Origin of the sequence: Agrobacterium vitis, assembly GCF_013426735.1 — a bacterium.
Taxonomy (GTDB): Bacteria; Pseudomonadota; Alphaproteobacteria; order Rhizobiales; family Rhizobiaceae; genus Allorhizobium; species Allorhizobium vitis_D.
The window spans coordinates 1-23,424 of the sequence record NZ_AP023273.1 but is presented as its reverse complement, the minus strand read 5'-3'; the positions used below and the strand labels follow the sequence as shown (position 1 = coordinate 23,424).

The 23,424-nt window shown below is 57.4% G+C and carries 20 protein-coding genes; 14 read left to right on the top strand and 6 right to left on the bottom strand.

The features are described 5' to 3' along the window. The 3 genes from H1Y61_RS17660 (at position 1) to H1Y61_RS17650 (ending at position 2,936) form a co-directional block, all read left to right on the top strand. The gene (locus H1Y61_RS17660; protein ID WP_180574882.1) at positions 1-1,317 is read left to right on the top strand and encodes a lysine N(6)-hydroxylase/L-ornithine N(5)-oxygenase family protein; all 1,317 of its coding nucleotides are present in this window, start codon (positions 1-3) and stop codon (positions 1,315-1,317) included. Between the two features lie 371 nt (positions 1,318-1,688). Further along, positions 1,689-2,312, top strand: a complete 624-nt coding sequence (locus tag H1Y61_RS17655) for a sigma-70 family RNA polymerase sigma factor (protein ID WP_174112691.1) — start codon at positions 1,689-1,691, stop codon at positions 2,310-2,312. Positions 2,313-2,510: 198 nt separating this feature from the next. Then, positions 2,511-2,936: a GNAT family N-acetyltransferase gene (locus H1Y61_RS17650; RefSeq protein WP_180575187.1), complete on the top strand. Its 426-nt coding sequence runs from the start codon at positions 2,511-2,513 to the stop codon at positions 2,934-2,936. A 50-nt stretch (positions 2,937-2,986) separates the two neighbouring features. Here H1Y61_RS17650 and fhuF read toward each other — a convergent pair whose 3' ends face one another. Both fhuF and H1Y61_RS17640 read right to left on the bottom strand, forming a co-directional pair. After that, positions 2,987-3,772, bottom strand: a complete 786-nt coding sequence (fhuF, locus tag H1Y61_RS17645) for a siderophore-iron reductase FhuF (RefSeq protein WP_180574881.1) — start codon at positions 3,770-3,772, stop codon at positions 2,987-2,989. 118 nt (positions 3,773-3,890) lie between these two features. Then, complete coding sequence (locus tag H1Y61_RS17640) at positions 3,891-4,826, bottom strand: helix-turn-helix domain-containing protein (protein ID WP_180574880.1); 936 nt, start codon at positions 4,824-4,826, stop codon at positions 3,891-3,893. A 265-nt stretch (positions 4,827-5,091) separates the two neighbouring features. Between H1Y61_RS17640 and H1Y61_RS17635 the strand changes: the two genes are divergently transcribed. The 6 genes from H1Y61_RS17635 to H1Y61_RS17610 all read left to right on the top strand — a co-directional run bounded on the left by H1Y61_RS17635 (position 5,092) and on the right by H1Y61_RS17610 (position 13,317). Further along, positions 5,092-6,324: an ABC transporter substrate-binding protein gene (locus H1Y61_RS17635; RefSeq protein ID WP_180574879.1), complete on the top strand. Its 1,233-nt coding sequence runs from the start codon at positions 5,092-5,094 to the stop codon at positions 6,322-6,324. Between the two features lie 113 nt (positions 6,325-6,437). Further along, complete coding sequence (locus H1Y61_RS17630; RefSeq protein ID WP_012654054.1) at positions 6,438-7,346, top strand: carbohydrate ABC transporter permease; 909 nt, start codon at positions 6,438-6,440, stop codon at positions 7,344-7,346. Beyond that, positions 7,346-8,197 carry a carbohydrate ABC transporter permease gene (locus tag H1Y61_RS17625; RefSeq protein WP_041698573.1) on the top strand — a complete coding sequence of 284 codons (852 nt, stop codon included), beginning with the start codon at positions 7,346-7,348 and terminating at the stop codon, positions 8,195-8,197. Before H1Y61_RS17630 ends, H1Y61_RS17625 begins: the two co-directional genes overlap by 1 nt. Then, positions 8,194-10,299 carry an alpha-galactosidase gene (locus H1Y61_RS17620; protein WP_180574878.1) on the top strand — a complete coding sequence of 702 codons (2,106 nt, stop codon included), beginning with the start codon at positions 8,194-8,196 and terminating at the stop codon, positions 10,297-10,299. Before H1Y61_RS17625 ends, H1Y61_RS17620 begins: the two co-directional genes overlap by 4 nt. Continuing rightward, complete coding sequence (locus H1Y61_RS17615) at positions 10,292-11,389, top strand: ABC transporter ATP-binding protein (RefSeq protein ID WP_180574877.1); 1,098 nt, start codon at positions 10,292-10,294, stop codon at positions 11,387-11,389. The genes H1Y61_RS17620 and H1Y61_RS17615 overlap by 8 nt, the downstream gene beginning before the upstream one ends. After that, on the top strand, positions 11,389-13,317 hold the full coding sequence (locus H1Y61_RS17610) for a beta-galactosidase (protein ID WP_180574876.1): 1,929 nt from the start codon (positions 11,389-11,391) through the stop codon (positions 13,315-13,317). The genes H1Y61_RS17615 and H1Y61_RS17610 overlap by 1 nt, the downstream gene beginning before the upstream one ends. 164 nt (positions 13,318-13,481) lie before the next feature. Here the strand turns inward: H1Y61_RS17610 and H1Y61_RS17605 are convergent, their stop codons facing one another. From H1Y61_RS17605 to H1Y61_RS17590, 4 genes are read right to left on the bottom strand one after another with little or no spacing between them, the layout of a single operon-like run. Next, the gene (locus H1Y61_RS17605; RefSeq protein WP_180574875.1) at positions 13,482-14,012 is read right to left on the bottom strand and encodes a sarcosine oxidase subunit gamma; all 531 of its coding nucleotides are present in this window, start codon (positions 14,010-14,012) and stop codon (positions 13,482-13,484) included. After that, positions 14,005-16,968: a sarcosine oxidase subunit alpha gene (locus tag H1Y61_RS17600; RefSeq protein WP_180574874.1), complete on the bottom strand. Its 2,964-nt coding sequence runs from the start codon at positions 16,966-16,968 to the stop codon at positions 14,005-14,007. The genes H1Y61_RS17605 and H1Y61_RS17600 overlap by 8 nt, the downstream gene beginning before the upstream one ends. After that, positions 16,965-17,237: a sarcosine oxidase subunit delta gene (locus tag H1Y61_RS17595; RefSeq protein WP_180574873.1), complete on the bottom strand. Its 273-nt coding sequence runs from the start codon at positions 17,235-17,237 to the stop codon at positions 16,965-16,967. Before H1Y61_RS17595 ends, H1Y61_RS17600 begins: the two co-directional genes overlap by 4 nt. Positions 17,238-17,249: 12 nt before the next feature. Continuing rightward, positions 17,250-18,500 (bottom strand): sarcosine oxidase subunit beta family protein, encoded by a 1,251-nt coding sequence (locus H1Y61_RS17590; RefSeq protein WP_180574872.1) that lies wholly within the window; start codon positions 18,498-18,500, stop codon positions 17,250-17,252. Positions 18,501-18,628: 128 nt separating this feature from the next. Between H1Y61_RS17590 and H1Y61_RS17585 the strand changes: the two genes are divergently transcribed. The 5 genes from H1Y61_RS17585 (at position 18,629) to H1Y61_RS17565 (ending at position 23,387) form a co-directional block, all read left to right on the top strand. Next, positions 18,629-19,582, top strand: coding sequence for a GlxA family transcriptional regulator (locus H1Y61_RS17585; RefSeq protein ID WP_180574871.1), 954 nt, complete (start codon positions 18,629-18,631; stop codon positions 19,580-19,582). Between the two features lie 41 nt (positions 19,583-19,623). After that, the gene (locus H1Y61_RS17580) at positions 19,624-20,283 is read left to right on the top strand and encodes an XRE family transcriptional regulator (RefSeq protein WP_180574870.1); all 660 of its coding nucleotides are present in this window, start codon (positions 19,624-19,626) and stop codon (positions 20,281-20,283) included. Between the two features lie 89 nt (positions 20,284-20,372). Then, entirely contained in the window at positions 20,373-21,278 is a 906-nt protein-coding gene (locus H1Y61_RS17575; RefSeq protein WP_180574869.1) for a class II glutamine amidotransferase, read from the top strand. A gap of 10 nt (positions 21,279-21,288) precedes the next feature. Continuing rightward, on the top strand, positions 21,289-21,975 hold the full coding sequence (locus H1Y61_RS17570) for a GltB/FmdC/FwdC-like GXGXG domain-containing protein (RefSeq protein ID WP_180574868.1): 687 nt from the start codon (positions 21,289-21,291) through the stop codon (positions 21,973-21,975). Positions 21,976-22,058: 83 nt separating this feature from the next. Next, on the top strand, positions 22,059-23,387 hold the full coding sequence (locus H1Y61_RS17565) for an FMN-binding glutamate synthase family protein (protein ID WP_012654067.1): 1,329 nt from the start codon (positions 22,059-22,061) through the stop codon (positions 23,385-23,387). Positions 23,388-23,424: the final 37 nt, after the last annotated feature.

Below are 23,424 nucleotides of genomic sequence, written 5' to 3'. Positions count from 1 at the left end.
ATGACATCCCACGTGCTCGATCTGGCGGGAGCCGGAATTGGTCCGTTCAATCTCAGCCTTGCCGCGCAGCTGGATTCGATCCCAGCGGTCACAGCGCAATTTTTTGACAGCCGCCCGGCGTTTTCCTGGCATCCGGGCATGATGCTGCCGGGTGCCGATATGCAGACCTCCTTCCTGAAAGATCTGGTCACAGGCACCAACCCGACCAGCCCCTGGAGTTTCCTGTCCTATCTGGTGCGCCACAAGCGCTTCTACCAGTTTTTGAATGCCGAATATGAGGCGGTGCCGCGCAAGGAATTTGCCGATTATCTGGGCTGGGTGGCTCGTGGTCTGCCATCGCTGTCCTTTGGTCAAACGGTGCGCCAGGTCGATGTGGCGGATCGGCTGTTGTCTATCAATGTGGATGGCACCCGTTTTCTGGCCCGTAATATGGCTGTTGGCATCGGCAAGAAACCATCCCTGCCGGACTGGGCCGCAGGCCTGCCGAAATCGATGATTTTCCACAGCAGCGAGGCCACAGAGCGGCTCGGCGGCATCAAGGCGCGCAGGGTGGCGGTGATTGGCGGCGGCCAGAGCGGCGCTGAAATCGTCGATGCGTTGCTTGACTTGAAAAGCGTGGCTTCGATCCACTGGATCAGCCGCAGGGCGAATTTTGAGCCGCTCGACGCAACGCCCTTCACCAATGAACTGTTTACCCCGGCCTATATGGATCGTTTCCATGGTCTGGCCGAGGATCTTCGCATCAGCCATACGCGCCGCCAGCTTCTGGCCAGTGACGGTGTTTCACCTTCAACCCTGAAGAAGCTTTATCGCCGGCTGTATGAGCGCCAACTGGAAACCGCAGGCATGGATGACGGCATGATGCTGCGTCCGCACCGCGACGTGATCGCCGCCAAGCGCAATGGAGCGACAATCGAACTCACCATGCGCAACGGCTTTGATGACGCAATCGAGACGGTCGAGGTCGATATGATTGTCGCTGCCACCGGCTACCGTTTCGAATTGCCGGAATTCCTGCGCTCGTTTGGAGACCGGATCGAGCACAACAGCCTTGGGGAACCTGTCCTCAATCGTGATTTTTCGCTCAAGTGGGACGGGCCGGAGGAAAATCGGATTTTCGTGCTGAATGCCGGGCGTCATAGCCACGGGATTGCCGAGCCGCAACTCAGTCTGGCGGCCTGGAGAAGTGCTGTTATCGTCAATGCCATGCTTGGCTATGACTATTTCGATTTGGTGCAACCGCAACCTATGGTGCAATGGGAAAGTCAGGGGAGGGCGTCCGAAATGTCTTCTCGTCTGGGTGAGGCTGCCGAATAAAGCGTTGTTGCGAAAAATGGAGGCCGGTTTTCGGACCCTCCGATGGAAACAAAATCCTATGGCTTTGTACCATTCAAATGTTCAGCACAACGCTATGGGTCACTGCCTATGCCTGCTGCCGCACCGCAAGAAATAGCGGCGGGCGGGCTTGGGGTGCATTGATGTAAGGCGTGTTTTGGGTGCGCCACGCCTTACCTTTTTGCATATTGTATATTCAATAAATATTGAAAATCAGTAGGTTGATATTGATTCTCAGAAATAGAAAGGGTCTCTCGGTTTTATCTTGACTCATTAAATCATGTTTTCTAGTGTGCCCCAGAAATAAGGGGGAATTCCACGGTTTCAATCTGGGATTTCAAGGCGAGCCCGACATGATAGCCAATATTTCGCAATCGATATGTGACGAACAGATAAAAACTGCCCTGATGAACAAGTCGAAACTCCTAGGGGCCGCACGGCGAATTACCGGTTGTGCCTCTTTGGCGGAAGACATCGTTCAGGAAGTGCTTTTGCAGCTTGTTGCAAAGCCATTGCCGCCGGATATTGCGGTTCCAGCGTCCTATATGATGCGGATGGTGCGTAATCTCGCCACCGACCATATGCGTCGGTTGCGTTATGAGCGGGGCCTGTTTGCCGTTGAGGAGGAGGGCGATAGCACATCCGATTACGGCAGCCCCGAAGAGCATTTGCGCGAGGTGGAAGCTTATCAGGCCTTCTGCTGCACCATGGAGGCTATGCCGCCCCGGACTCGTAAATTCTACGAGGACCATTTTTTCGAAGGTGTGCCGCAAAATATTATCGCCAGGCAGGCAGGTGTCTCCTGCGCCTTGGTCTGCGGGTTGCTGCGTGATGCCCATGCGCAATGCCTGGCTGCCATCTGCCCGGATGGGGTGAAATGCCGAGCCTCGAGCCGCAAAGGTAAACGCGATGCGGTGCCGACGCCCCCTTTAAGTGAGGAGGTGCATCCGCTCTACTGCAATCGTTCGGCGGCTTGACGCCGGGAGACCTCGACCGGGTTTACGATTTTGCCGTTGCGGATTTTTAAAATGCGGGTGGCGTTATGCCTGCATTTTCTGCGTGAAACCGCAATGGCGCACCACGTTTTACGACAAAAATAATTGAAAAGATGAGTGATTATTGTGCTTGCTATTACCGAATTGACCGCCAACAAGGGCGAAATCTGCCGCGACATCATGTCGGAACTGTCCGACTGGTTTACGGAGCCCGCCGTGATCGATGCCTGCGCGGCGGCGGCCGAGACCTTGCCGATGTTCGGCTGCCTTGACGGTGACACTGTGGCCGGATTTGTCATGCTGAAACCGCATCTTCCCGATACCGTGGAAATCGTGGCGATCGGTACCCGCCGGGCCTATCATCGCCAGGGCGCAGGCAGGCTGCTGTTGTCAGCGGCGGAGGATTTAGCCCGCAAAGCCGGTTGCCGACTGGTGACTGTGAAAACCTTGGTACCGCGCGGCAGGCATGAACCGCAATACGACGCCACCCGCGCCTTTTATGACCGGAATGGATTTATACGGGCCGAAGTGTTCCCCACTCTGTGGCATGAGGACCATCCGTGTCTGTTTTTTGTGAAGCCCTTGGCTAAAACGGGCGGTAAGTAGGCCTAGCCGGAGGTATCCGGGGGGCGGTGCAGCAAATTGCCCGAAGGTTGTTAGCGACGGCCATCGGGTAGGGGGCAGAGGTCGCCACAGCCGGGAACGCCTGGCAGGTTATAGCGCAGGCAGCAGACCTTGCGCTGGAAATGGTCCATGCCACATTGGCGGCGGGCTAGCTTGATCATTCCAAACAACGGATTGCGGCTGCCATCCGGCCAATGCTGGCCCGAGATGATCTCGATCGCCTCTTCCATCAGGTGCGGACCTGCCTGATTGCCGATTTCCTTGATGATCCAGTTGAGATAGACGGCGACATTGTTCCACATCAGCTTCGGCGCAACACCGCAATGCCCGGCAATGAGGGTAATCACTGGCGCGGCATGGTCGCGCAGGATGGCGTGGAGATCGGCCAGCGCTGGCGCATGATCAGCGGGACGGCCTGGACCTGATAGCAGAAATGCTTTTGGTTCGGCTGTCTGTGGATCGCAGACCAGCGACATCTGGGTGAGCCCGAGCGATAATTGTCGCCAATGCACCAGACGGTGGACCGTAGGCGCAATGGTCAGGATGCTGAAATAATAGAGCGTCCACATCGAGATTACCGCGCGCTTGTCAGCGCCAGGAAATTTGCAAGTGTAGCGGGCGATGATATCGGCAAACACATCCGGGTCGGCAAGCGAGGTGCAAGGGATAATCTCGGCATCCTCAGGCGCGTCCAGCAGCAGTTTTCCGCGGCAAAAGGCAAAGCGCTCGTCGCCCGGCATGTCGGGGGACCAGTCATCGTCGATGGTGGGCAGAGCGCCATGCACCAACGGCCTGGACATCTGGATCGTCGATCCCATGGGTTTTTCCGCCGCTTGATCGATTGCTTGCTGCAACCGACCGCAGATTAGAATGCGGATTTCCAGGCGTCAAGAAAACATGATGATAATAATCATATTTATCATCAGGCAAGGCGGATTATGTGATTGCCTGTGCCGCCGTGCCTTTCGCCCGCATCCGGCGGCGATATTGGACCGGTTTTTCCATGAACCGACGCTGGAAAGCCTCGTAAAAGGTCGAGAGCGAGCCAAAGCCTGACTCGTAGGCCACTTCGGTAATCGGCATATCGGATGAAATCAGCAGCGATTGGGCGGTGTCCAGCCGGTGGCGGATAATCGCCTGATTGATGGTGGTGCCCACGGCACGTTTGAACAGGCTCATGGCATAATTGGGATGCAGGCCTGCGGCGCGGCCGACATCCTCGGCAGAAATCGTGTCAGGTGCGTGTTCGCCAATGAAGCGCAGCATTTTTTCCACATGCAGCATCCAGCCCGCATCGCGTTGACCGAGGCTTGCCAGTGCCGATCCCTGCTCACGCAGGTCACGCCAGCCATCCCGTTCGATCCGCATCAGGCGGGCGGTCAATTCGCTGCGGACGATCTCGATATCGCCCTCATCGCCACCCAGCAATTCGTCACGCCAGCGCAGAAAGATTTCACGGTCCCAGGCCCGCAGGTGCAAAGCCTCGATGACGGCGCCGCGAAACACCGAGTCGCGAAACTGGCTCAGGCTGGCCAATCCCAGAAACACCGACATCGGCACATAAAGACAGATGAAGCGGGTGCCTTCCCGCCGGTCGATGACCTGATGGGGGATCATCCCCCAGAACAGGCAGAGCCGGCCTTCCGAAATCGTCAGCTCCCGGCCATCGAACCAATAGGTCATCGAGCCTTCCAACACGAAATTCAGCTCGATCTGGCTGTGCATATGCGGCCCAGCCATCTTCTGGACGTCCAGCAATTCCCCGGCGCAGAAGCGGTTATCGCCAAATACAACCAGGGGATGGGCGGGATCGCGTTCGGGGTGTACAGGTGTCGCACCAAGTCTGTTGATCAAGGGAGGACGTCGAGCCATTTCGCACCGAAAATCTTAGGATACCGGAATTTTAAGCCGGAATTTCGGAGGTAGATTGCGGCTTTCTGGCGCACGGTCAAGGCGCTTTTGCAGGAGGCGGACGCAAAGAAGCTGAGAGTTGCAGAGAGGGCAGGATGTCTTGTGGCCGTTTGGCTGAGGCAAGACATCATGCTGGAGATATAAAATGTGACAGCGACCTTGAATGCCTTCTGGAGGCGACGAGGTTACTGTCATACCGCAGACAATGATTCCGGGGAGGAATGTGATGATTTGCTTTAAACTGATGCCGAGCTTGGCGCTTGGCTATGCATTGACCATGTCAACCGCATTTGCGGGCCAGATTGTGCTCAATTCCGATCAGTCGGACCCGACGCCGAAAAAGGCGATGGAAGAGCTGCTGAAGGATTTCCAGGCCGCCAATCCTGACGTGACCGTCAAATGGAATAATTTCGACCACGAGGGCTATAAATCCGCGATCCGCAACTTTCTGACAGCTGATGCGCCGGATGTCGTGTCTTGGTATTCTGGCAACCGCATGGCGCCCTTCGTCAAGGCTGGCCTGTTCGAGGATGTCAGCGATATCTGGGCCAAGGACGATCTCAACAATCAGTTGAAATCCGCCACCAAGTCGATGGAAATCGATGGGAAGAAATGGGGCATTCCCTATTCCACCTATCAATGGGGTATTTACTACCGCAAGGATATTTTTGCCGCTCAAGGCATCACGCCGCCCAAGACCTGGGCCGAGTTGCTGGCGGCCTGTGACAAGCTGAAAAAGGCCGGTATCACGCCCTTTACCATTGGCACCAAGGCGTTGTGGCCGACGGCAGGCTGGTTCGACTATCTCGACCTGCGCGTCAACGGCTATGAATTCCACATGGACCTGACGGCCGGAAAGGTGCCTTACACCGACCCGCGCGTCAAAGCCGTGTTTGCGAAATGGGATGAGCTGATCAAGCCCGGTTATTTCATCGCCAACCATGCCGCACTTGATTGGCAGGATGCCATGCCGCAATTCGTGCAGGGCAAGGCGGCCATGTATTTGATGGGCAACTTTGCCGTGGCCCCGATGAAGGATGGCGGCTTGAAGGAAGAACAGATCGGCTTCCTGCAATTCCCGGAAATCACCCCCGGCCTGCCGCGGGCGGAAGATGCGCCGACCGAATCCTTCCACATTCCCTCGGGCGCCAAGAACAAGACGGATGCCCGCAAGTTCCTGGCTTATCTCGCAAAGCCGGAAACCCAGACCAAGATGAACGCCACCCTTGGTCAGTTGCCGATCAACAACAAGTCGGAAAAATCCAGCGATCCATTCCTGAGCGCCGGTTTCGATATGTTGTCGAGCGCTTACGCATTGGCGCAGTTCTATGATCGTGACGCGCCTGCCGATATGGCCAAGGCGGGCATGGAAGGCTTCCAGGAATTCATGGTCAAGCCTGACAAGGTCGATGCCATCCTGGCGCGCCTCGATAAGGTCCGTGCCCGCGTTTACAAATAATCGGTTCTCCCGACGGCCGGATGTCGCGCAAGTGGCATTCGGCCGATTTTCAGTCACAGAACGGCTAGGATGCTTCGCTATCCCTCAGCCCTTGCATTAACGGAGGTGCTGCCGTGAGCACTGCTGCTCCTGTTTCATCCGGATTTTGGAAACGTCACCAGCAACGCATTGCCCCCTGGCTGTTTTTAGCGCCCGGATTGGTGATGTTCGTCATCTATGTCGTGCTGCCGATTTTCCAGTCTGTCTGGATCAGCTTTCACGATTGGGATGGTATTGGTGAGAAAGTCTGGATCGGGCTTGGAAACTATCAGGAATTGCTGGGCGACGAGGCCTTTTATACCTCGCTGCAAAACAACCTGATCTGGTTGGTGCTCTACCTTCTGGCCATTCCCGGCGGTTTGGCGGTGGCATTGTTTCTCAATCAGACTGTGACCGGCATCCGGCTTTACAAATCGCTGTTTTTCTTCCCTTTCGTCATCAGCCAGGTCGTGGTCGGCCTGATGTTCACCTGGTTCTATGCACCGAATTTCGGGTTGTTTTCCGTGCTGATCAAGCATCTGACCGGAATGGATTTCGCGGTTTTGGCCGATGAGCGGTTTGTCACCTATGGCATCATCGTCGCCGGTCTCTGGCCGCAGACCGCCTATTGCATGATCCTCTATCTGACCGGTCTCAACAATATCAATCCTGAGCAGGTGGAAGCGGCCCGCATGGATGGTGCCAAGGGCTGGTCACTGCTCAAAAACATCATCCTGCCGCAGCTGGCGCCTGCCACCTTCATTGCCATGGTGGTCACGGTGATCGGCGCATTGCGCTCCTTCGACCTGGTGTCGATCATGACGGCTGGTGGTCCCTATGGCTCCAGCCGGGTGCTGTCCTATTACATGTATGAGGAGGCGCTGTCGGAATACGGGTTCCGCATGGGGTATGGGGCGGCCATCGCCGTCGTTCTGTTCCTGATCATGATGGTGTTCATCACGCTGTTCGTCGTGCGGATGATTGGCCAGGAAAGGAATACCTGATGTTTCCGACCCCGATCCAGAAAGCCTCGCCGATTGTTCGGTATGGCTATAATCTCGTTCTGCCTGTCGCGCTGGTTCTCTGGCTGCTGCCTTTGTTGGGCGTGGCGCTGACCTCGGTGCGTCCTGCGGGCGATTTGGCCGCTGGCAATTATTTCGGCATTCCCTCCGGCTTTGCCGGTGTTGAGAACTATTCCGCGGTGTTTCAGAATTCGCCGCTTGGCTGGTACATCCTCAATTCCTTCAAGATCACCATTCCAACCGTGATCGGTGCTGTGGCACTGTCCTGCCTGACCGGGTTTGCACTGGCGACCTATAAGTTCAAGGGCAATATCGTCCTGTTCTGCCTGTTCGTTGCTGGCAATTTCATTCCCTTCCAGATTCTCATGGTGCCGGTGCGCGACATGACGCTGAAAATGGGGCTGTATGATACGGTCACCGGCTTGGTGCTGTTTCATGTCGCCTTCCAGACCGGATTTTGCACGCTGTTCATGCGCAATTTCATCAAGGGCCTGCCGTTTGCGCTGATCGAATCCGCCCGGGTCGAGGGCGTATCGGAATGGCGGATCTTTCGCTATATCGTGCTGCCGCTGATGCGGCCCGCCATTGCAGCGCTGTCGGTGCTGGTCTTCACCTTTGTTTGGAACGACTACTTTTGGGCCACGGTTCTGGTCCAGAGTCAGGCCGCCATGCCTGTCACGGCGGGGCTGTATTCGCTGAACGGTCAATGGGTCGCCGCCTGGAACCTGGTTTCTGCCGGATCGATCGTCGCGGCCCTGCCGCCGGTCGCCATGTTTTTCCTGATGCAGCGGCATTTTATCGCCGGGCTGACACTTGGAGCAACCAAGGGATGAGCAATATTATAAAGATTGGCGCCGACGGGCTTGTTTTGAGCCTGCGGATGCCGGAAATCGGCATGCCGGAAATCATCGGCTTTGGTGAGACGTCTGTTGCTGGTTCGGCTTTGTCCGAGGTCGAGCGCTCCAGCCGCATCAATGGCATGGATGAGGCGGTGCCTTCGGCGGTGCTGCTGCCGGTGGGTGGCATGGGGTTTTTCGGCTGGCCTGCCATTTCAGGTCATCGATCCGGCCGCGACTTCATCCTGCAATTTGCCGACTGGACGGTGGAAAAGACCGGGCGGATCACGCTGCTTTGCGCGCAGGACGCGGTGGCGGGCATGGCGATCACGCTGCGTTTCGAGACTTTTCCGTCGGGCGTGATCGGGATATCCACCGATCTTAAGAATATCGGCGGTGAGGATTATATCCTGGACCGCTGTATGGCGGCGAGTTTCCTTGCTCCTGCGGGACAGGTTGATGTCGTCAGCTTTACCGGCATGTGGGGCCGCGAATTCCAGACCCGGCGCGAGACGTTGGGAACCGGCCTTTGGGCGCAGGAAAGCCGCCGGGGCCGCACCTCCCATGACCGGTTCCCGATGCTGACAATCGAAGGCGAGGGGCAGAGCTTCGGCGTGGCGCTGGGCTGGAGCGGCAACCACCAGACCGTTATCGACCGGCTGGACGATGGCCGCCGCCTCGTCCATCTCGGCGAGCTGTTTGAGCCGGGCGAGACGATCGTTGCGCCGGGCGAGAACTATCGCAGCCCGGTGGCCTATGCCGGTGCGGACCGGGCAGCGTTCCATGCCTTTGTCCTCAATGACCTGATGCATTGGCCTGATGGTGCGATGTCGCCGCGTCCGGTGACTTTGAATACCTGGGAGGGCAATTATTTCGACCACCAGATGGAATCGCTGAAGGCGCAGGCGACCTCCGCCGCCGAACTTGGCATCGAGCGTTTCGTGCTGGATGACGGCTGGTTCGGCAAGCGTGATGACGACACGACCAGCCTTGGCGATTGGGACATTGACGCCCGCAAATATCCTGAGGGTCTGTCGCCGCTGGTCGATCACGTCACCGGTCTTGGCATGCAATTCGGCATCTGGTTCGAGCCGGAAATGATCAACCCGGTCTCCACCCTCTACGAACTGCATCCCGACTGGGTCTTGCAGGTCAAGGGGCGCCCGCTTCTCACATCGCGCAACCAGCTGGTGCTGGATCTGACACGGCCAGAAGTGAGCGATTATCTGTTTGAAAAGATCGACGCGGTGCTGGCCAATCATGCGGTATCCTATGTCAAATGGGACATGAACCGCGACCTGACCCATGCAGGTGGGCGTGACGGGCGGGCGAAAATTTCAGCCCAGACCCGCGCCGTCTACGCATTGATGGACCGGGTGCGGGCAGCCCATCCGCAGGTGGAAATCGAAAGCTGTGCCTCCGGCGGTGGAAGGATTGATTACGGTGCGCTCGCCCGCACCCACCGGGTCTGGACTTCCGATTGCACCGATGCGCTGGAGCGGCTGGAAATTCAGCGCGGTGCCTCGGTTTTCGTGCCACCGGAAGTGCTTGGCAGCCATATTTCGGCCTCGCCAAACCACCAGACGGAGCGCCGTCATACGCTGGCCTTCCGGGCGCTGGTGGCAATGGCCTATCACCTTGGTGTCGAGTTGAACCCGCTGGAACTGGAAGGCGAGGAACGTGCCGAGCTGAAGACCTGGATTGCCATCCACAAGCGGCTGCGGCCCCTGCTGCATGCGCCGGGTGCCAATTTTTCCAAGGAGCCGCGCGATGGACGCTATGTCTGGGGTGCTGCGGACAGCAAGCGCATCGCGGTTTTCGTTGCTCAAGGCCCGCAGATGGTAGGCGAACAGCCTGAGCCGCTGACCCTGCCTGACGTCGTGATCCGCATCGGTGGACGCTGGAAAATTGCCGCGACGCATCCGGCTCAGCCGAATTTCATTCGTATATCCGAGGGGCAGAAGCGCCTGTTGGCTGGCAAGGTCACGTTTGACCTTGCAGATCTAAAGCTTGGCGGCTTGCCGCTGCCGATGCTGCGGCCAGAGAGCGCGATGCTGCTGGAACTGGAACCTGTTGAGGGAGGAGACCACCATGGCTGATGTAAGCCTGCGGGGCGTCAAGAAACAATTCGGCGCGCTGAGCGTCATCAAGGGTGTCGATCTCGATGTCAAGGACGGCGAATTCTGCGTGTTCGTCGGCCCGTCCGGCTGCGGTAAGTCCACCCTGCTGCGGATGATCGCCGGGTTGGAGGAGATCACTGCCGGTGGATTGACGATTGGCGGCAAGGATATGACCCGGATCGGTCCCTCGGAGCGCGGTGTTGCCATGGTCTTCCAGTCCTATGCGCTTTACCCGCATATGACGGTGCGCGACAATATCGGCTTTGGCCTGAAAATGACCGGCCACCCCAAGCCGATGATTGAGGCGCGGACCAAAAAAGCAGCCGAATTGCTGCAACTGGATGCGCTGATGGAGCGCAAGCCGGGTCAATTGTCCGGTGGTCAGCGCCAGCGTGTCGCCATTGGCCGCGCCATCGTGCGGGAACCGGAAGTCTTCCTATTTGATGAGCCGCTGTCCAATCTGGATGCCGCCCTTCGGGTGCAGATGCGCACGGAGCTGTCCAAGCTGCATCAGGATTTGAAGGCGACAATGATCTACGTCACCCATGACCAGGTGGAAGCCATGACCATGGCTGACAAGATCGTCGTGCTATCGGCTGGCCTGATCGAGCAGGTTGGCACGCCGCTGGAGCTTTATCATCGCCCCAATAACCTGTTTGTCGCAGGCTTTATCGGCTCGCCGAAAATGAACGTCCTGCCCGTGACCGTCGCGCCCGCCGACGGTGGCAAAGTGGTGGTGACGCTGGCCGATGGTGCGGCAATCACGCTCGATGCGCAGGGCAAGGCAATCAGCCCGGGCAAAATGACGCTCGGCATTCGCCCAGAACATATCGATGCCACGGGCAAGGGGGACCTTGTTCTGTCGCGGCCCGTTCGGTTGGCCGAATATCTCGGCTCCGAAACCCTGTTTTTCGTCACTCTGGCCGATGGTACCGAGTTGTCCGTCAAGGCGGATGGACTGGCGACGGCCAAGCCGGGTGAAACCTTGTCTATCGGGATTCCCGCCGCCGCCTGCCACCTGTTTGATCCGTCGGGCAAGGCTGTGATTAACGGAGATCTGACACGATAATGCTGGGTGTTTGCTATTATCCTGAACATTGGCCGGAGAGCCAATGGAAAATCGATGCGCAGAACATGCGCAAGCTTGGCATTTCCTATGTGCGCATCGGCGAATTCGCCTGGTCGCGGCTGGAGGCGAGGCGGGGTCAATTCACCTTCGAATGGCTGGACCGGGCCATCGATATTCTCCATGCGGCGGGCCTGAAGGTGGTGCTCGGCACCCCGACCGCCACACCGCCGAAATGGCTGATGGATGAACATCCTGGCATTGCGCCATATGATGCCGACGGGAATGTGCGTGGCTTCGGCTCGCGTCGTCATTACAGTTTTTCGAGCGAAATCTGGTGGACCGAAAGTGCTCGAATCGTTGAAGTGATCGCCAAGCGCTACGGCACCCATCCGGGCGTTGCCGGCTGGCAGACCGATAACGAATACGGCTGCCATGACACCACCGTATCTTGGGGGCCTGAAGACCTGAAGGCCTTCCGCCGGTGGTTGCGGATGCGCTATCAGACCACTGACCAGCTCAACGAGGCCTGGGGCTCGGTGTTCTGGTCGATGGAAGTCAACAGTTTCGATGAAGTCGAGCTGCCCACCCGCACCGTGACCGAGCCGAACCCGGCGCAGCGGCAGGATTTCTGGCGCTTCTCCTCCGATCAGGTGGCTGCCTATGATAAAATGCAGGTGGAGATTATCCGCAAGCATTCACCGGGCCGTTGGATTACCCATAACTTCATGGGTTTCATCAATGATTTCGATCATTTCCAGGTTGGCGACAATCTCGATCTCGCCAGCTGGGACAGCTATCCAATTGGCTTCGTCGAAAAATTCCCGTTTACCGAAGACGAGCGCAATCGTTGGGCAGAGACCTCCCATCCCGACATCGCGCCCTTCCACCATGATCTCTATCGCGGTGTTGGCCGTGGCCGGTTCTGGGTGATGGAGCAGCAGCCTGGTCCGGTCAATTGGGCGCCATGGAACCCGGTTCCCAAGTCCGGCATGGTCAGGCTGTGGACCTGGGAAGCACTGGCGCACGGGGCCGAGGTGGTCAGCTATTTCCGCTGGCGCCAGGCACCGTTTGCGCAGGAGCAGATGCATGCCGGGCTCAACCTGCCGGGTCTGGACGAATGGTCTGTGGGTGGGCAGGAAGCGCATGCCGTGGCTGGCGAACTGGCAGCGCTTGGCGATCTACCAGAGAGTGTTCAGGCGCCGGTGGCCCTGGTCTATGACTATGCCAGCTATTGGGCGACAACCATTCAGCCGCAGGGCCGGGACTTCCGCTATGAGGAATTGGCATTCCGCTGGTACGAGGCAGCCCGCCGCCTGGGGCTGGACGTGGATTTTGTGCGCCCCGGCGGTGATCTGTCCGGTTATAAACTGGTGCTCGTTCCATGCCTGATGCGGGTTAACGAGTCGGCGCTCGCGGCCTTTAAAAACACCGATGCCGTCGTGTTGTATGGCCCGCGCACCGGCTCACGCGACGAGAAATTCCGTATTCCGGAAAATCTTCCACCCGGTCCGCTGGCTCCTTTGACTTGCACACGCCAAACGCAAGTCGCCTCACTGCGGCCCGGTCTTGGCGATAGCGTTTCAGGCTCCGTTTCGGGCCGAGCCATCCGCTGGCGGGAATATCTGGAAACCACGGCAACCGTCATCGCCACATTCGAAAACGGCGATCCGGCCCTGACGAGCCAGAACGGCCACCATTATCTGGCCTGCTGGCCCGACGAGGCATTGCTGTCTTCAACACTGGCGGTGCTGGCGAAAAAGGCTGACCTCGAAACTCTTGTTTTGCCGGAGCATATCCGCATCCGCCGCCGTGGCCACCTGACCTTTGCCTTCAACTATGGGGCTAAGGACTGGACCATTCCGGTATCGGGCGAGTTTGTCTTGGGTGGACCAGTGCTCAAGCCGCAGCAATTGGCGGTTTTGGCCTGATTTTCAGGGTTTTGTTGCTGTTGTTATCGAGAAATGCGTCTCCCTTTTATGAGGAGGCGCATCGTCGATGCGTCGTTCCTGAGCTTGTCTGAAGGATCGACTCCTCGGAATTGGGCTGAGCAGGACGGTGCAGAGAACCGTAACGGTTTCTGAAATTTTCCTTTCTAATATTGAAACTCCCGCGCCATCCCCGCAAGCTCGTACCAAAGACTTTCGGCAAAGCCGCGCAACACCAGAAGCTCGAACTGGTCTTCTGCTGTTCGGCAGAGATTAACGGCGATGTGGCCGATCAGGGTTGTTGTCGCCGCACCCACGGCAAATTGCTCGGGGTGCAAATCAAGCGCCGTGCCTTTTGCCAGAACGTTGCGCACCGGAGCGCCACTGATGCGGATCAGCGCGCGGCCATGACTTTGATCGACAAGAAAGGCGGCCTGGCCAAAAGCCGCTACCGCTTGATCGGCGCTGGCCGGTCCGACGGCAAACCATTGGCCGGGTCCCGCATTGCGCAGATCAAAGCCTTGCGGGGGCATTGGTGCAACATCGCTAGGCTTGCCCAGCACATGCAGAATGGTTGCGTCGAACACGGTTTCCAGCGTTAGCACACCAAACCGCTCCACCGCCTTGGTGGCGAGTGCTGGACGGCGAAAAAGGTGGAAATCGGCCAGGACAGAGTCAGGCAGGGCGTTCTCAGGCATGGAGTTTCTCATTGTTTGGATCAACAAAAACCGGGTTCACCAACTGGGCGGGTGTAAACTCGTTGCGCAGCCCATTCCACAGCAACACCTCCTCGCCATGGCGAGAAGCACCACTCTTCACCAGCGCAAGGCCGATACTGGAGCCAACATGCGGCGAGAAACAGGATGACGTGACGTAGCCTTGGTCATTTTCCAGTGTTGGGTCAGCATCCTTGTTCAAGATATGTGCGCCGGTTTTGAAGCTTGTCTTGGCATTCAGCGGCACAACACCAACCAGTTGTGGGCGATCCGAGGCCGTCAAGCCTTCTCGGTTCAGCATATATTTGCCGATAAAATCAGGCTTGGTGGCGCTGACCATTTTGCCAAAGCCGAGATCGGCAGGCACAACCGTGCCATTGATTTCATTGTGGGTCACATGGCCCTTTTCGATGCGCAGCACTGACAAGGCTTCGATGCCATAGGGCTGAATGCCATGCTCCTTGCCCGCCAGCATCACCGCATCGGCAATGCTTTCGCCATAATCGGCAGGCACGGCCAATTCAAACGCCAACTCGCCCGAGAACGAGATGCGAAACAGCCGCCCCTTCAACCGACCACCCAAGAGTGACACATCCTTGGCCGCGAGATAGGGGAAAGCCTCGTTGGAAATGTCTTCATCAATGAGCTTTTGCAAAATGATGCGGGATTTTGGCCCCGCCACCGCCATTTGCGCCCATTGATCGGTCACAGACGCCAGCCGCACATCCAGCTCCGGCCAATGCACCTGAGCGCAGAATTCCAGATGGTTCATCACGCCCGCCGCATAGGCTGTGGTGGTGGTCATGAAGTAGCGGTTTTCGTCCATGCAGCTGGTGGTGCCATCGTCATAGATAAAGCCATCTTCGCGCAGCATCAGCCCATAGCGGGCCTTGCCGACGGGTAGTTTCAAGAAGGAGTTGCAATAGACGCGGTTCAAGAACTCCGCCGCATCTGGCCCGCAAATCTCGATTTTGCCGAGCATGGAGACATCGCAAATCCCGGCATTGGTTCGGACGTTTTTGACCTCTCGGTCCACGCTTTCGCGCCAGCCATTTTCCCCGGATTGTGGAAACCATGCCGAGCGATACCACAGGCCGGTTTCCACAAAGGTCGCACCATTCTTGGCCGCCCAATCATGCAAGGGTGATTTGCGCACCGGCTGAAAATGTTTGCCATGCGACGTGCCAGCCAGCGCGCCAAAGGACACAGGCGTGTAGAAGGGCCGAAACGTCGTGGTGCCAACATCGGCGGGAGATATACGCCGCGCCTCGGCCAACAACCCGATGGCATTGACATTGGAGAGCTTGCCCTGATCGGTTGCCATGCCATTGGTGGTGTAGCGCTTGGCAAGCTCCACATGGCCATAGCCTTCCTGCACCGCAAGGCCGAGATCCTTGGTGTGTACGTCGTTTTGAAAGTCCACGAAGGCTTTGCTCTTGATGCCGGGAATGGACCAGACTGGCTTGGCTGGTGTGGGGATAATGTCACCCTCAACACTCGGCATATCCAGCGTTTGAATCGTGAAACCCAGAGCCGTCAGTGCTTGTTTTGCCTGCTCAAAACCAGACACCATTGAGGCCGCAATCCCAGCGACACCAGACGCGGAACCAGCCAAAACCAGATTGTTCAAGCTCTCCGGAGCCAAAAAGGCCGAATGCTCATCTGACCAACGCGGCTTACCGCCCCGATGGCAGGCAAGGTGGATGATCGGCGAAAAGCCGCCCGACATGGCAAGACTATCCACCTCAAGCCGTTCCAACTGGCCTTCACGCCACAGATCAAGCCCTTCAACAGCTTTGCTACCATGCACATTGCTAACCAAACCGCCACGCACCAATCGCGCCTTGCCCTGATAAGCAATCGTTGCATCACGGCGACTATCGATCAGGGCTGTGACTCTAACGCCTGCTGCCTCAAGATCCGCCGCCAGTGCGTAGCCGCTGTCATTGGTGGTGAATATGGCCGTCTTCTTGCCCGGTGCGACGCCATAGTGGTTGAGATAGCGGCGCATGGCACCCGCCATCATAACACCCGGAATATCATTGCCGCCGAACACCAGCGGGCGCTCCTCGGCACCCGTGGCCAAAATGGCTTTCTTGGCCGCGATGCGCCATAGGCGCTCTACCGGGCGGTTGGCAGCAGGGACAGCGACGTGCTTTTGCACCCGCTCCACCGCACCAAACACATTGCCATCGTACCAGCCGAAAGCGGTGGTGCGGGCAAGGGTTTGCACATTGGGCAGGCTTTTCAACTCTGCCTGTGTGGTGGCGACAAAATCAGAGGCGGCAACACCATTGATCAAAGCTGTTTCAGCCAACAACCCGCCGCCGATTTGCGCCTGCTCATCCAGCAGAATAACCCGCGCCCCGGCACGACCAGCAGCCAGTGCCGCCATCAAGCCCGCTGCACCCGCACCAATCACCAATAGGTCACAATGCGCCCAGCTTTTCTCATAGGCGTCGGGATCGGCTTCATAGCTTGCCTTGCCGAGTCCGGCGGCCTTGCGGATTATCGGCTCATAGAGCTTTTCCCAGAACTTCGCAGGCCACATGAAGGTTTTATAGTAGAAACCAGCGCTGAGGAACGGCGACAGCAGGCTGTTGACTCCACCAATATCATGCTCAAGGCTTGGCCAGCGGTTTTGGCTGTTGGCTTCCAACCCGGCATAAAGCTCCTGCATGGTGGCGCGGGTGTTTGGCTCGGTGCGGCCACCTCGGCCAATCGTCATCAAGGCATTAGGCTCGGCGGCACCGGCCGTTAGAATACCGCGCGGGCGGTGATATTTAAAGCTGCGGCCCACCAATTGCTGGCCATTGGCCAGAAGTGCCGACGCCAGCGTATCGCCCGCAAAGCCGCTCATGGCCTTGCCATCAAAGGTGAAGGCAAGTGCGGTTGTGCGATCCACCAGACCGCCGCTTTTCAGACGATAGGATGTCATGCGCTCACCCCTTTGCGTGTTGATGCATCAAAGCTTGCGGAAATCTCGTGGCTTGCCGTGTCGCGGCAAACCACAATCCAGCGACGGCAGCCGGAGGTGTGGTGCCAATATTCTTCATAGGCTCCACGGGGATTGTCGCGCAGGTAGACGTAATCGTGCCAGACATCCGGCCCGGCATCGGCGGCGGGGCGGGCTAATGCTGCACCCTTAATGGTATATTCTTCTTTGGGTCTTGGCCCGCAGTGGGGGCAGGGAATGAGGCTCGCCATAACTTTGAATCCTTAGTGAAGGTTCGGCTGGGCACCCTGGCCCTTTTCATCGATGATATAGCCGCGTTCAAACCGATCCAGCCGGAAGGCGCGTGCCGTTTCATGGCTCTCGCCCTTGGCGATCAGATGGGCAAAGCAATAGCCAGAGGCAGGCGTGGCCTTGAAGCCGCCATAGCACCAGCCGGAATTGAGATAGAGATTATCCAGATGCACCTTGTCGATGATCGGCGAGCCATCCATGCTCATATCCATCACGCCGCCCCAGCTGCGCAGCACCCGGATACGCGACAAAGACGGAATCATTGCTTTGCCCGCTTCTGCGACATGCTCAACGGTGGCGAGATTGCCGCGCTGGGCATAAGAATTATAGCCATCAATATCGCCGCCAAACACCAGCCCGCCCTTATCCGATTGCGAGACGTAAAAATGACCCGCGCCAAAGGTGACCACGCAATCGATAAAGGGTTTTAGCCCCTCCGAGACAAAGGCTTGCAGCACATGGCTTTCCATCGGTAATTTCAGCCCTGCCATCTCAGCCACGCGGGATGAATTGCCCGCAGCCGCCAGCGCCAGCTTACCGCAGCCAATAAAGCCACGCGTGGTTTCCACGCCCACCGCCTTGCCATTTTCACGGCGAATGCCCGTAACTTCGCAGTTTTGAAGAATGTCCACACCATGGGTATCCGCACCACGGGCATAGCCCCAAGCCACAGCATCATGGCGCACGGTGCCACCGCGCCGCTGCATCAAGCCGCCTTGAATGGGGAAGCGAGCATTGTCGTAATCCAGAAATGGCAACATGGCTTTGATGGCGTCACGGTCCAGCAATTCGGCATCCACGCCATGCAGGCGCATGGCATTGCCGCGCCTTGTATAGGCATCGCGCTGGGCATCGGAATGGTAGAGATTGACCACGCCGCGCTGCGACACCATGGCATTGAAATTGAAATCCTGCTCCAGTCCTTCCCACAGTTTCATGGAAAACTCGTAGAAGGGATTATTGCCCGGTAGAAGATAATTGGAGCGGATGATGGTGGTGTTGCGCCCAACATTGCCAGAGCCAATATAGCCCTTTTCCACCACGGCGATGTTTTTGATGCCGAAGGTTTTGGAAAGGTAATAGGCTGTGGCAAGACCATGGCCGCCGCCGCCAACAATCACCACATCGTAATGCGGCTTTGGCTCCGGCTGTCGCCAATGGGCAGCCCAGTTTTTATTGCCGCGAAGACCGTTCAGAAAAATCGACAAAGCCGAATAGCGCATGATGCCCGCTCGTTTCAGGATTTGGTGGACGGGGGATGGTTTGTGACCACCGCATATTGCTTCGAAGCCTAGACCGTCACACTCAAATCACATTGCACAAAAAGGACATTTAAAGATATAAAAAGGACATGAGCGAAAACTCCACCACCCAGACCTATGGCTTCGTCCTGACGCCGAATTTTGCGCTGATGTCCTTCTCATCCGCCACCGAGCCGCTGCGCGCCGCCAATCTGTTGGCGCAAACGCCTCTTTATGAAATCAGGCCGCTCTCCATGCGGAGCGAGGCTGTGCGCTGTTCGGCGGGCTTTGATATTCCGTGCGGTGATCTGGCCTTGGAAGGCGCGAACTGCCACACAGTTTTTGTGGTGGCGGGCGGCAATCCGATAGACTGGATTCATACCAGTGACATGCACACGGTTTTGCGCAAACTCTCCCGACAAGGGGTGCGCATTGGCGGCATTTCCAGCGGGGCCTATGTTTTGGCGCAAGCGGGCCTGTTGCAGGACCGAGATTTTACCATTCACTGGGAACACGCTCCTGCCCTTCGGGAAGCCTTTCCCGACCTTGCCCCGCGCCAAGCCCGCTACGTGCTGGATGGTGATCGGCTCACCTGCGGCGGTGGCGTGGCCCCTCTGGACATGATGCATGCCCTGATTGGTGAGCGGATGGGGCCGGAATTTGCCCGGCGCGTCAGTGATTGGTATCTGCACACGGCAGTGACTGAGGCAAGTGCTCCCCAGCGCGGCTCATCGGTGGAGCGCTTTGGCACCCATCATCCGGCACTGGTGACGGCTTTGGAAAAAATGGAAGCCACATTGGAAAATCCGCTGGATCGGCAGGCAATCGCACGGTTGGTGGGCATTACGCCCCGGCATCTGGATCGGTTATTTGCCAGCCACATGCAATTGAGCTTTCACGACACCTACCGCCACATGCGCCTTTCCCATGCGCGCAAACTTTTGGAGCAAAGTCCGCTGTCACTCTCGGAAATTGCCTTTGCCACCGGCTTTTCCAGCGCCTCGCATTTTTCACGCGCCTTCAAACAGCAGTTTGGCATTCAGCCAAAATCGGTTAGATCGTAAGATCACAAATATTGAGTGTAGACGCGGAATCAGGGGCAGGCATGGCCAAGAGTGAGACAAAGGCAGCAAAAGCTGCCAAGGCAATATTGGCGCAAGACCCCCATGCTGTGCGCGAACCACGGGCCAACAATCTGGAAATGGCCATTGGCCATGAGGTGCGCACCTTCCGCAAGAAGCTCGGCATCACGGTTGCTGATCTGGCAACGGCCACGGGCATGTCGGTTGGCATGTTATCCAAGATCGAAAACGGCAATATTTCCGCCTCGCTCGGGACGCTTCAATCGCTCTCCAAAGCGTTGGGCGTGCCGATGACTGCCTTTTTCAAAGGCTATGAAGAGCCGCGCAGCGCAAGCTTTGTCAAGGCAGGAGAAGGCGTGCATCTGGAGCGGCGTGGCACCCGTGCGGGCCATCATTACAGCCTGCTGGGCCACATCGAAAACAACACCTCCGGCGTGGTGGTCGAGCCCTATCTGATAACGCTCAACACCGAATCCGATGTGTTTCCCACCTTTCAGCATGAGGGCATGGAGTTTCTCTATATGCTGGAGGGAGAGGTGGTCTATCGCCATGGCGAAAGCCTCTACCGCATGCAGCCCGGCGACAGCCTGTTTTTTGATGCCGATGCCCCGCATGGACCCGAAGAGCTAGTGACACTGCCTGCTCGTTACCTGTCGTTCATTTCCTATCCGCATCAAAAATAATTGCCTTACAGGAAAATTTTATTCTTTAGGATTGATTTTATCAAACGCGCCTGTTAGCCATTGTCCAACGACAAATGGAGAGGCTGACCATGTGCGGCATTGTTGGATTGTTCCTGAAAGACAAGAGCCTTGAACCTCAGCTGGGAGCCATGCTCTCGGATATGCTGATCACCATGACCGATCGCGGCCCGGATTCTGCGGGCATTGCTATTTACGGTGCGGGGGAAAAGGGTAAGGCGAAAATCACCGTGCAATCACCAGAACCTTTGGTGGATTTTTCTGGTCTCGATGCTGATCTCACCAAGGCAGGAATTCCGGCACAGGTGACAGTGAAAAGCACCCATGCGGTGATTGATATTGATGCGGCAAAGCTTGCCGATATTCGCGGTGTTTTGAGCGAAATTCGCCCGAATGTCCGCATTATGGGGTCGGGCGAAAGCGTTGAGATTTTCAAGGAAATCGGCCTGCCAAAGGATGTTGTGGCCCGCTTTGATGTGCGCTCGATGGGCGGCAGCCACGGCATTGGCCACACCCGCATGGCAACAGAAAGTGCTGTGACCACACTGGGTGCGCATCCGTTTTCCACGGGTGCCGATCAATGCCTTGTGCACAATGGCTCGCTCTCCAACCACAATAATTTGCGCCGCGAGCTGATCCGCGAAGGCATCAAATTTGAGACGCAAAACGACTCCGAAGTTGCCGCCGCCTATCTTACCGCCGAAATGGCCAAGGGCAAGGATCTGGGACAGGCGTTAACGGGTGCACTCGATGATCTCGATGGCTTTTTCACCTTCGTGGTTGGCACCAAATCCGGCTTTGGCGTGGTGCGTGACCCGATTGCCTGCAAGCCTGCGGTGATGGCCGAGACGGACCAATATGTGGCTTTTGGCTCTGAATATCGCGCACTGGTCAATCTGCCGGGCATCGATACCGCCCGAATCTGGGAGCCGGAACCCGCCACCGTTTACTTCTGGGACCATGAAAAAGCAGCGTGAGGGACGTATAATGCCTATTTTTGATCTTTCCCAAACCCCGCTGCGCGAGCTGAACAGCGCTTTGCATGCCGTGACATCCGGGGCCAATGACACCAATTTTGAAATCATCAACCCACGCGGCCATCATGCGGTGGCGGTTGGTATTGATAGCCCTGTAACCGTCGAGGTGAAGGGGTCAGTCGGCTATTATTGCGCGGGCATGAATGATGGTGGCACCGTCACCGTGCATGGCTCTGCCGGTCCCGGCGTTGCCGAAAACATGATGTCCGGCACCGTGATCATTGAAGGCGATGCCAGCCAATATGCCGGAGCTACGGGCCAAGGTGGCCTGCTGGTGATCAAGGGCAATGCGGCCTCGCGGTGTGGTATTTCCATGAAAGGCATTGATATTGTCGTGCAGGGCAATATCGGCCACATGTCCGCCTTTATGGGGCAATCCGGCCATCTGGTGGTGCTGGGTGATGCAGGCGAAGCGCTGGGGGATTCACTCTATGAGGCCAAGCTGTTTGTGCGCGGCACGGTGAAAAGCCTTGGCGCAGATTGTGTTGAGAAACAGATGAAGCCCAAGCATCTGGAAAAGCTCGCAGAGATTCTGACAAAAGCCGGGATTACCGATGTGAAGCCGGAAGAATTCAAGCGTTACGGCTCTGCCCGCAAGCTTTACAATTTCAACATTGACAACGCAGACGCCTATTAAAGCAATTCCAGGAAAAGTGTGCTGCGGTTTTCCGTCCGGAATTGCGAGCGCAAAAAGTGGGGTCCAGACCCCAGGAGATCGCTATGAGCTACCATAATCCCAACACTCCGCCGCGCAAATCCGCGACCTTTGATGATTACACGCTGGCGGAAATTCGCCGTGCGGCGGCCACGGGCATTTATGACATTCGCGGCGCAGGCACCAAGCGCAAAGTGCCGCATTTTGATGATCTGCTGTTTCTGGGTGCCTCGATTTCGCGCTATCCGCTGGAAGGCTACCGCGAGAAATGCGACACATCGGTGGTGCTGGGTACCCGCTTTGCCAAAAAGCCGATCCATCTGAAAACCCCTATCACCATTGCGGGCATGAGCTTCGGCGCGCTGTCCGGCAACGCCAAGGAAGCTCTTGGTAGAGGCGCAACCATTGCTGGCACCTCCACCACCACGGGTGATGGCGGGATGACCGACGAAGAGCGCGGCCACAGCCAAACGCTGGTCTATCAATATCTTCCATCACGCTATGGCATGAACCCGAAGGATTTGCGCCGCGCCGATGCCATTGAAGTGGTGGTTGGCCAAGGTGCCAAGCCCGGCGGCGGTGGCATGTTGCTGGGCCAGAAGATTTCTGACCGCGTGGCCAATATGCGCAACCTGCCCAAGGGCATCGATCAGCGCTCGGCCTGCCGTCACCCGGATTGGACGGGGCCGGATGATCTGGAAATCAAAATTCTGGAATTGCGCGAAATCACCAATTGGGAAAAGCCAATCTATATCAAGGTCGGCGGTGCCCGCCCCTATTACGACACGGCACTGGCAGTGAAAGCCGGAGCCGATGTAGTGGTGCTGGACGGCATGCAAGGCGGCACGGCAGCGACGCAAGATGTGTTTATTGAAAATGTCGGCATGCCGACGCTGGCCTGTATTCGCCCCGCCGTTCAGGCTTTGCAAGACCTTGGAATGCATCGCAAGGTCCAGTTGATTATTTCCGGCGGCATTCGCTCTGGTGCGGATGTGGCAAAAGCTCTGGCGCTGGGCGCGGATGCGGTGGCCATTGGCACGGCAGCGCTGGTGGCCATTGGCGATAACGACCCGAAGTGGGAAGAAGAATATCAAAAACTCGGCACCACCGCTGGCGCTTATGATGATTGGCATGAGGGCAAAGACCCGGCAGGCATTACCACGCAGGACCCGGAATTGATGAAGCGGCTTGATCCGGTTCTCGCTGGTCGTCGTCTCGCCAATTACCTCAAGGTGATGACGCTGGAAGCGCAGACCATTGCCCGCGCCTGCGGCCATAACCGTCTGCACAATCTGGAGCCGGAAGACTTGGTTGCGCTGACCATGGAAGCCGCCGCCATGGCGCAAGTGCCGCTGGCTGGCACGAACTGGTATCCCGGCAAAGCCGGTTTCTGAAATACCAAGGCCGTATTCTCCTCCCAGGGATGCGGCC

What these genes read in the sequence shown, in the direction of transcription:
- H1Y61_RS17570 (WP_180574868.1), top strand. Translation starts at nt 21,289, where the DNA reads ATGCCTATTTTTGATCTTTCCCAAACCCCGCTGCGCGAGCTGAACAGC.
- H1Y61_RS17605 (WP_180574875.1), bottom strand. Translation starts at nt 14,012, where the DNA reads ATGCCTGAGAACGCCCTGCCTGACTCTGTCCTGGCCGATTTCCACCTT.
- H1Y61_RS17580 (WP_180574870.1), top strand. Translation starts at nt 19,624, where the DNA reads ATGGCCAAGAGTGAGACAAAGGCAGCAAAAGCTGCCAAGGCAATATTG.
- H1Y61_RS17650 (WP_180575187.1), top strand. Translation starts at nt 2,511, where the DNA reads ATGTCGGAACTGTCCGACTGGTTTACGGAGCCCGCCGTGATCGATGCC.
- H1Y61_RS17655 (WP_174112691.1), top strand. Translation starts at nt 1,689, where the DNA reads ATGATAGCCAATATTTCGCAATCGATATGTGACGAACAGATAAAAACT.
- H1Y61_RS17615 (WP_180574877.1), top strand. Translation starts at nt 10,292, where the DNA reads ATGGCTGATGTAAGCCTGCGGGGCGTCAAGAAACAATTCGGCGCGCTG.
- H1Y61_RS17565 (WP_012654067.1), top strand. Translation starts at nt 22,059, where the DNA reads ATGAGCTACCATAATCCCAACACTCCGCCGCGCAAATCCGCGACCTTT.
- H1Y61_RS17575 (WP_180574869.1), top strand. Translation starts at nt 20,373, where the DNA reads ATGTGCGGCATTGTTGGATTGTTCCTGAAAGACAAGAGCCTTGAACCT.
- H1Y61_RS17610 (WP_180574876.1), top strand. Translation starts at nt 11,389, where the DNA reads ATGCTGGGTGTTTGCTATTATCCTGAACATTGGCCGGAGAGCCAATGG.
- fhuF (WP_180574881.1), bottom strand. Translation starts at nt 3,772, where the DNA reads ATGGGATCGACGATCCAGATGTCCAGGCCGTTGGTGCATGGCGCTCTG.
- H1Y61_RS17595 (WP_180574873.1), bottom strand. Translation starts at nt 17,237, where the DNA reads ATGGCGAGCCTCATTCCCTGCCCCCACTGCGGGCCAAGACCCAAAGAA.
- H1Y61_RS17635 (WP_180574879.1), top strand. Translation starts at nt 5,092, where the DNA reads ATGATTTGCTTTAAACTGATGCCGAGCTTGGCGCTTGGCTATGCATTG.
- H1Y61_RS17620 (WP_180574878.1), top strand. Translation starts at nt 8,194, where the DNA reads ATGAGCAATATTATAAAGATTGGCGCCGACGGGCTTGTTTTGAGCCTG.
- H1Y61_RS17600 (WP_180574874.1), bottom strand. Translation starts at nt 16,968, where the DNA reads ATGACATCCTATCGTCTGAAAAGCGGCGGTCTGGTGGATCGCACAACC.
- H1Y61_RS17660 (WP_180574882.1), top strand. Translation starts at nt 1, where the DNA reads ATGACATCCCACGTGCTCGATCTGGCGGGAGCCGGAATTGGTCCGTTC.
- H1Y61_RS17625 (WP_041698573.1), top strand. Translation starts at nt 7,346, where the DNA reads ATGTTTCCGACCCCGATCCAGAAAGCCTCGCCGATTGTTCGGTATGGC.
- H1Y61_RS17590 (WP_180574872.1), bottom strand. Translation starts at nt 18,500, where the DNA reads ATGCGCTATTCGGCTTTGTCGATTTTTCTGAACGGTCTTCGCGGCAAT.
- H1Y61_RS17640 (WP_180574880.1), bottom strand. Translation starts at nt 4,826, where the DNA reads ATGGCTCGACGTCCTCCCTTGATCAACAGACTTGGTGCGACACCTGTA.
- H1Y61_RS17585 (WP_180574871.1), top strand. Translation starts at nt 18,629, where the DNA reads ATGAGCGAAAACTCCACCACCCAGACCTATGGCTTCGTCCTGACGCCG.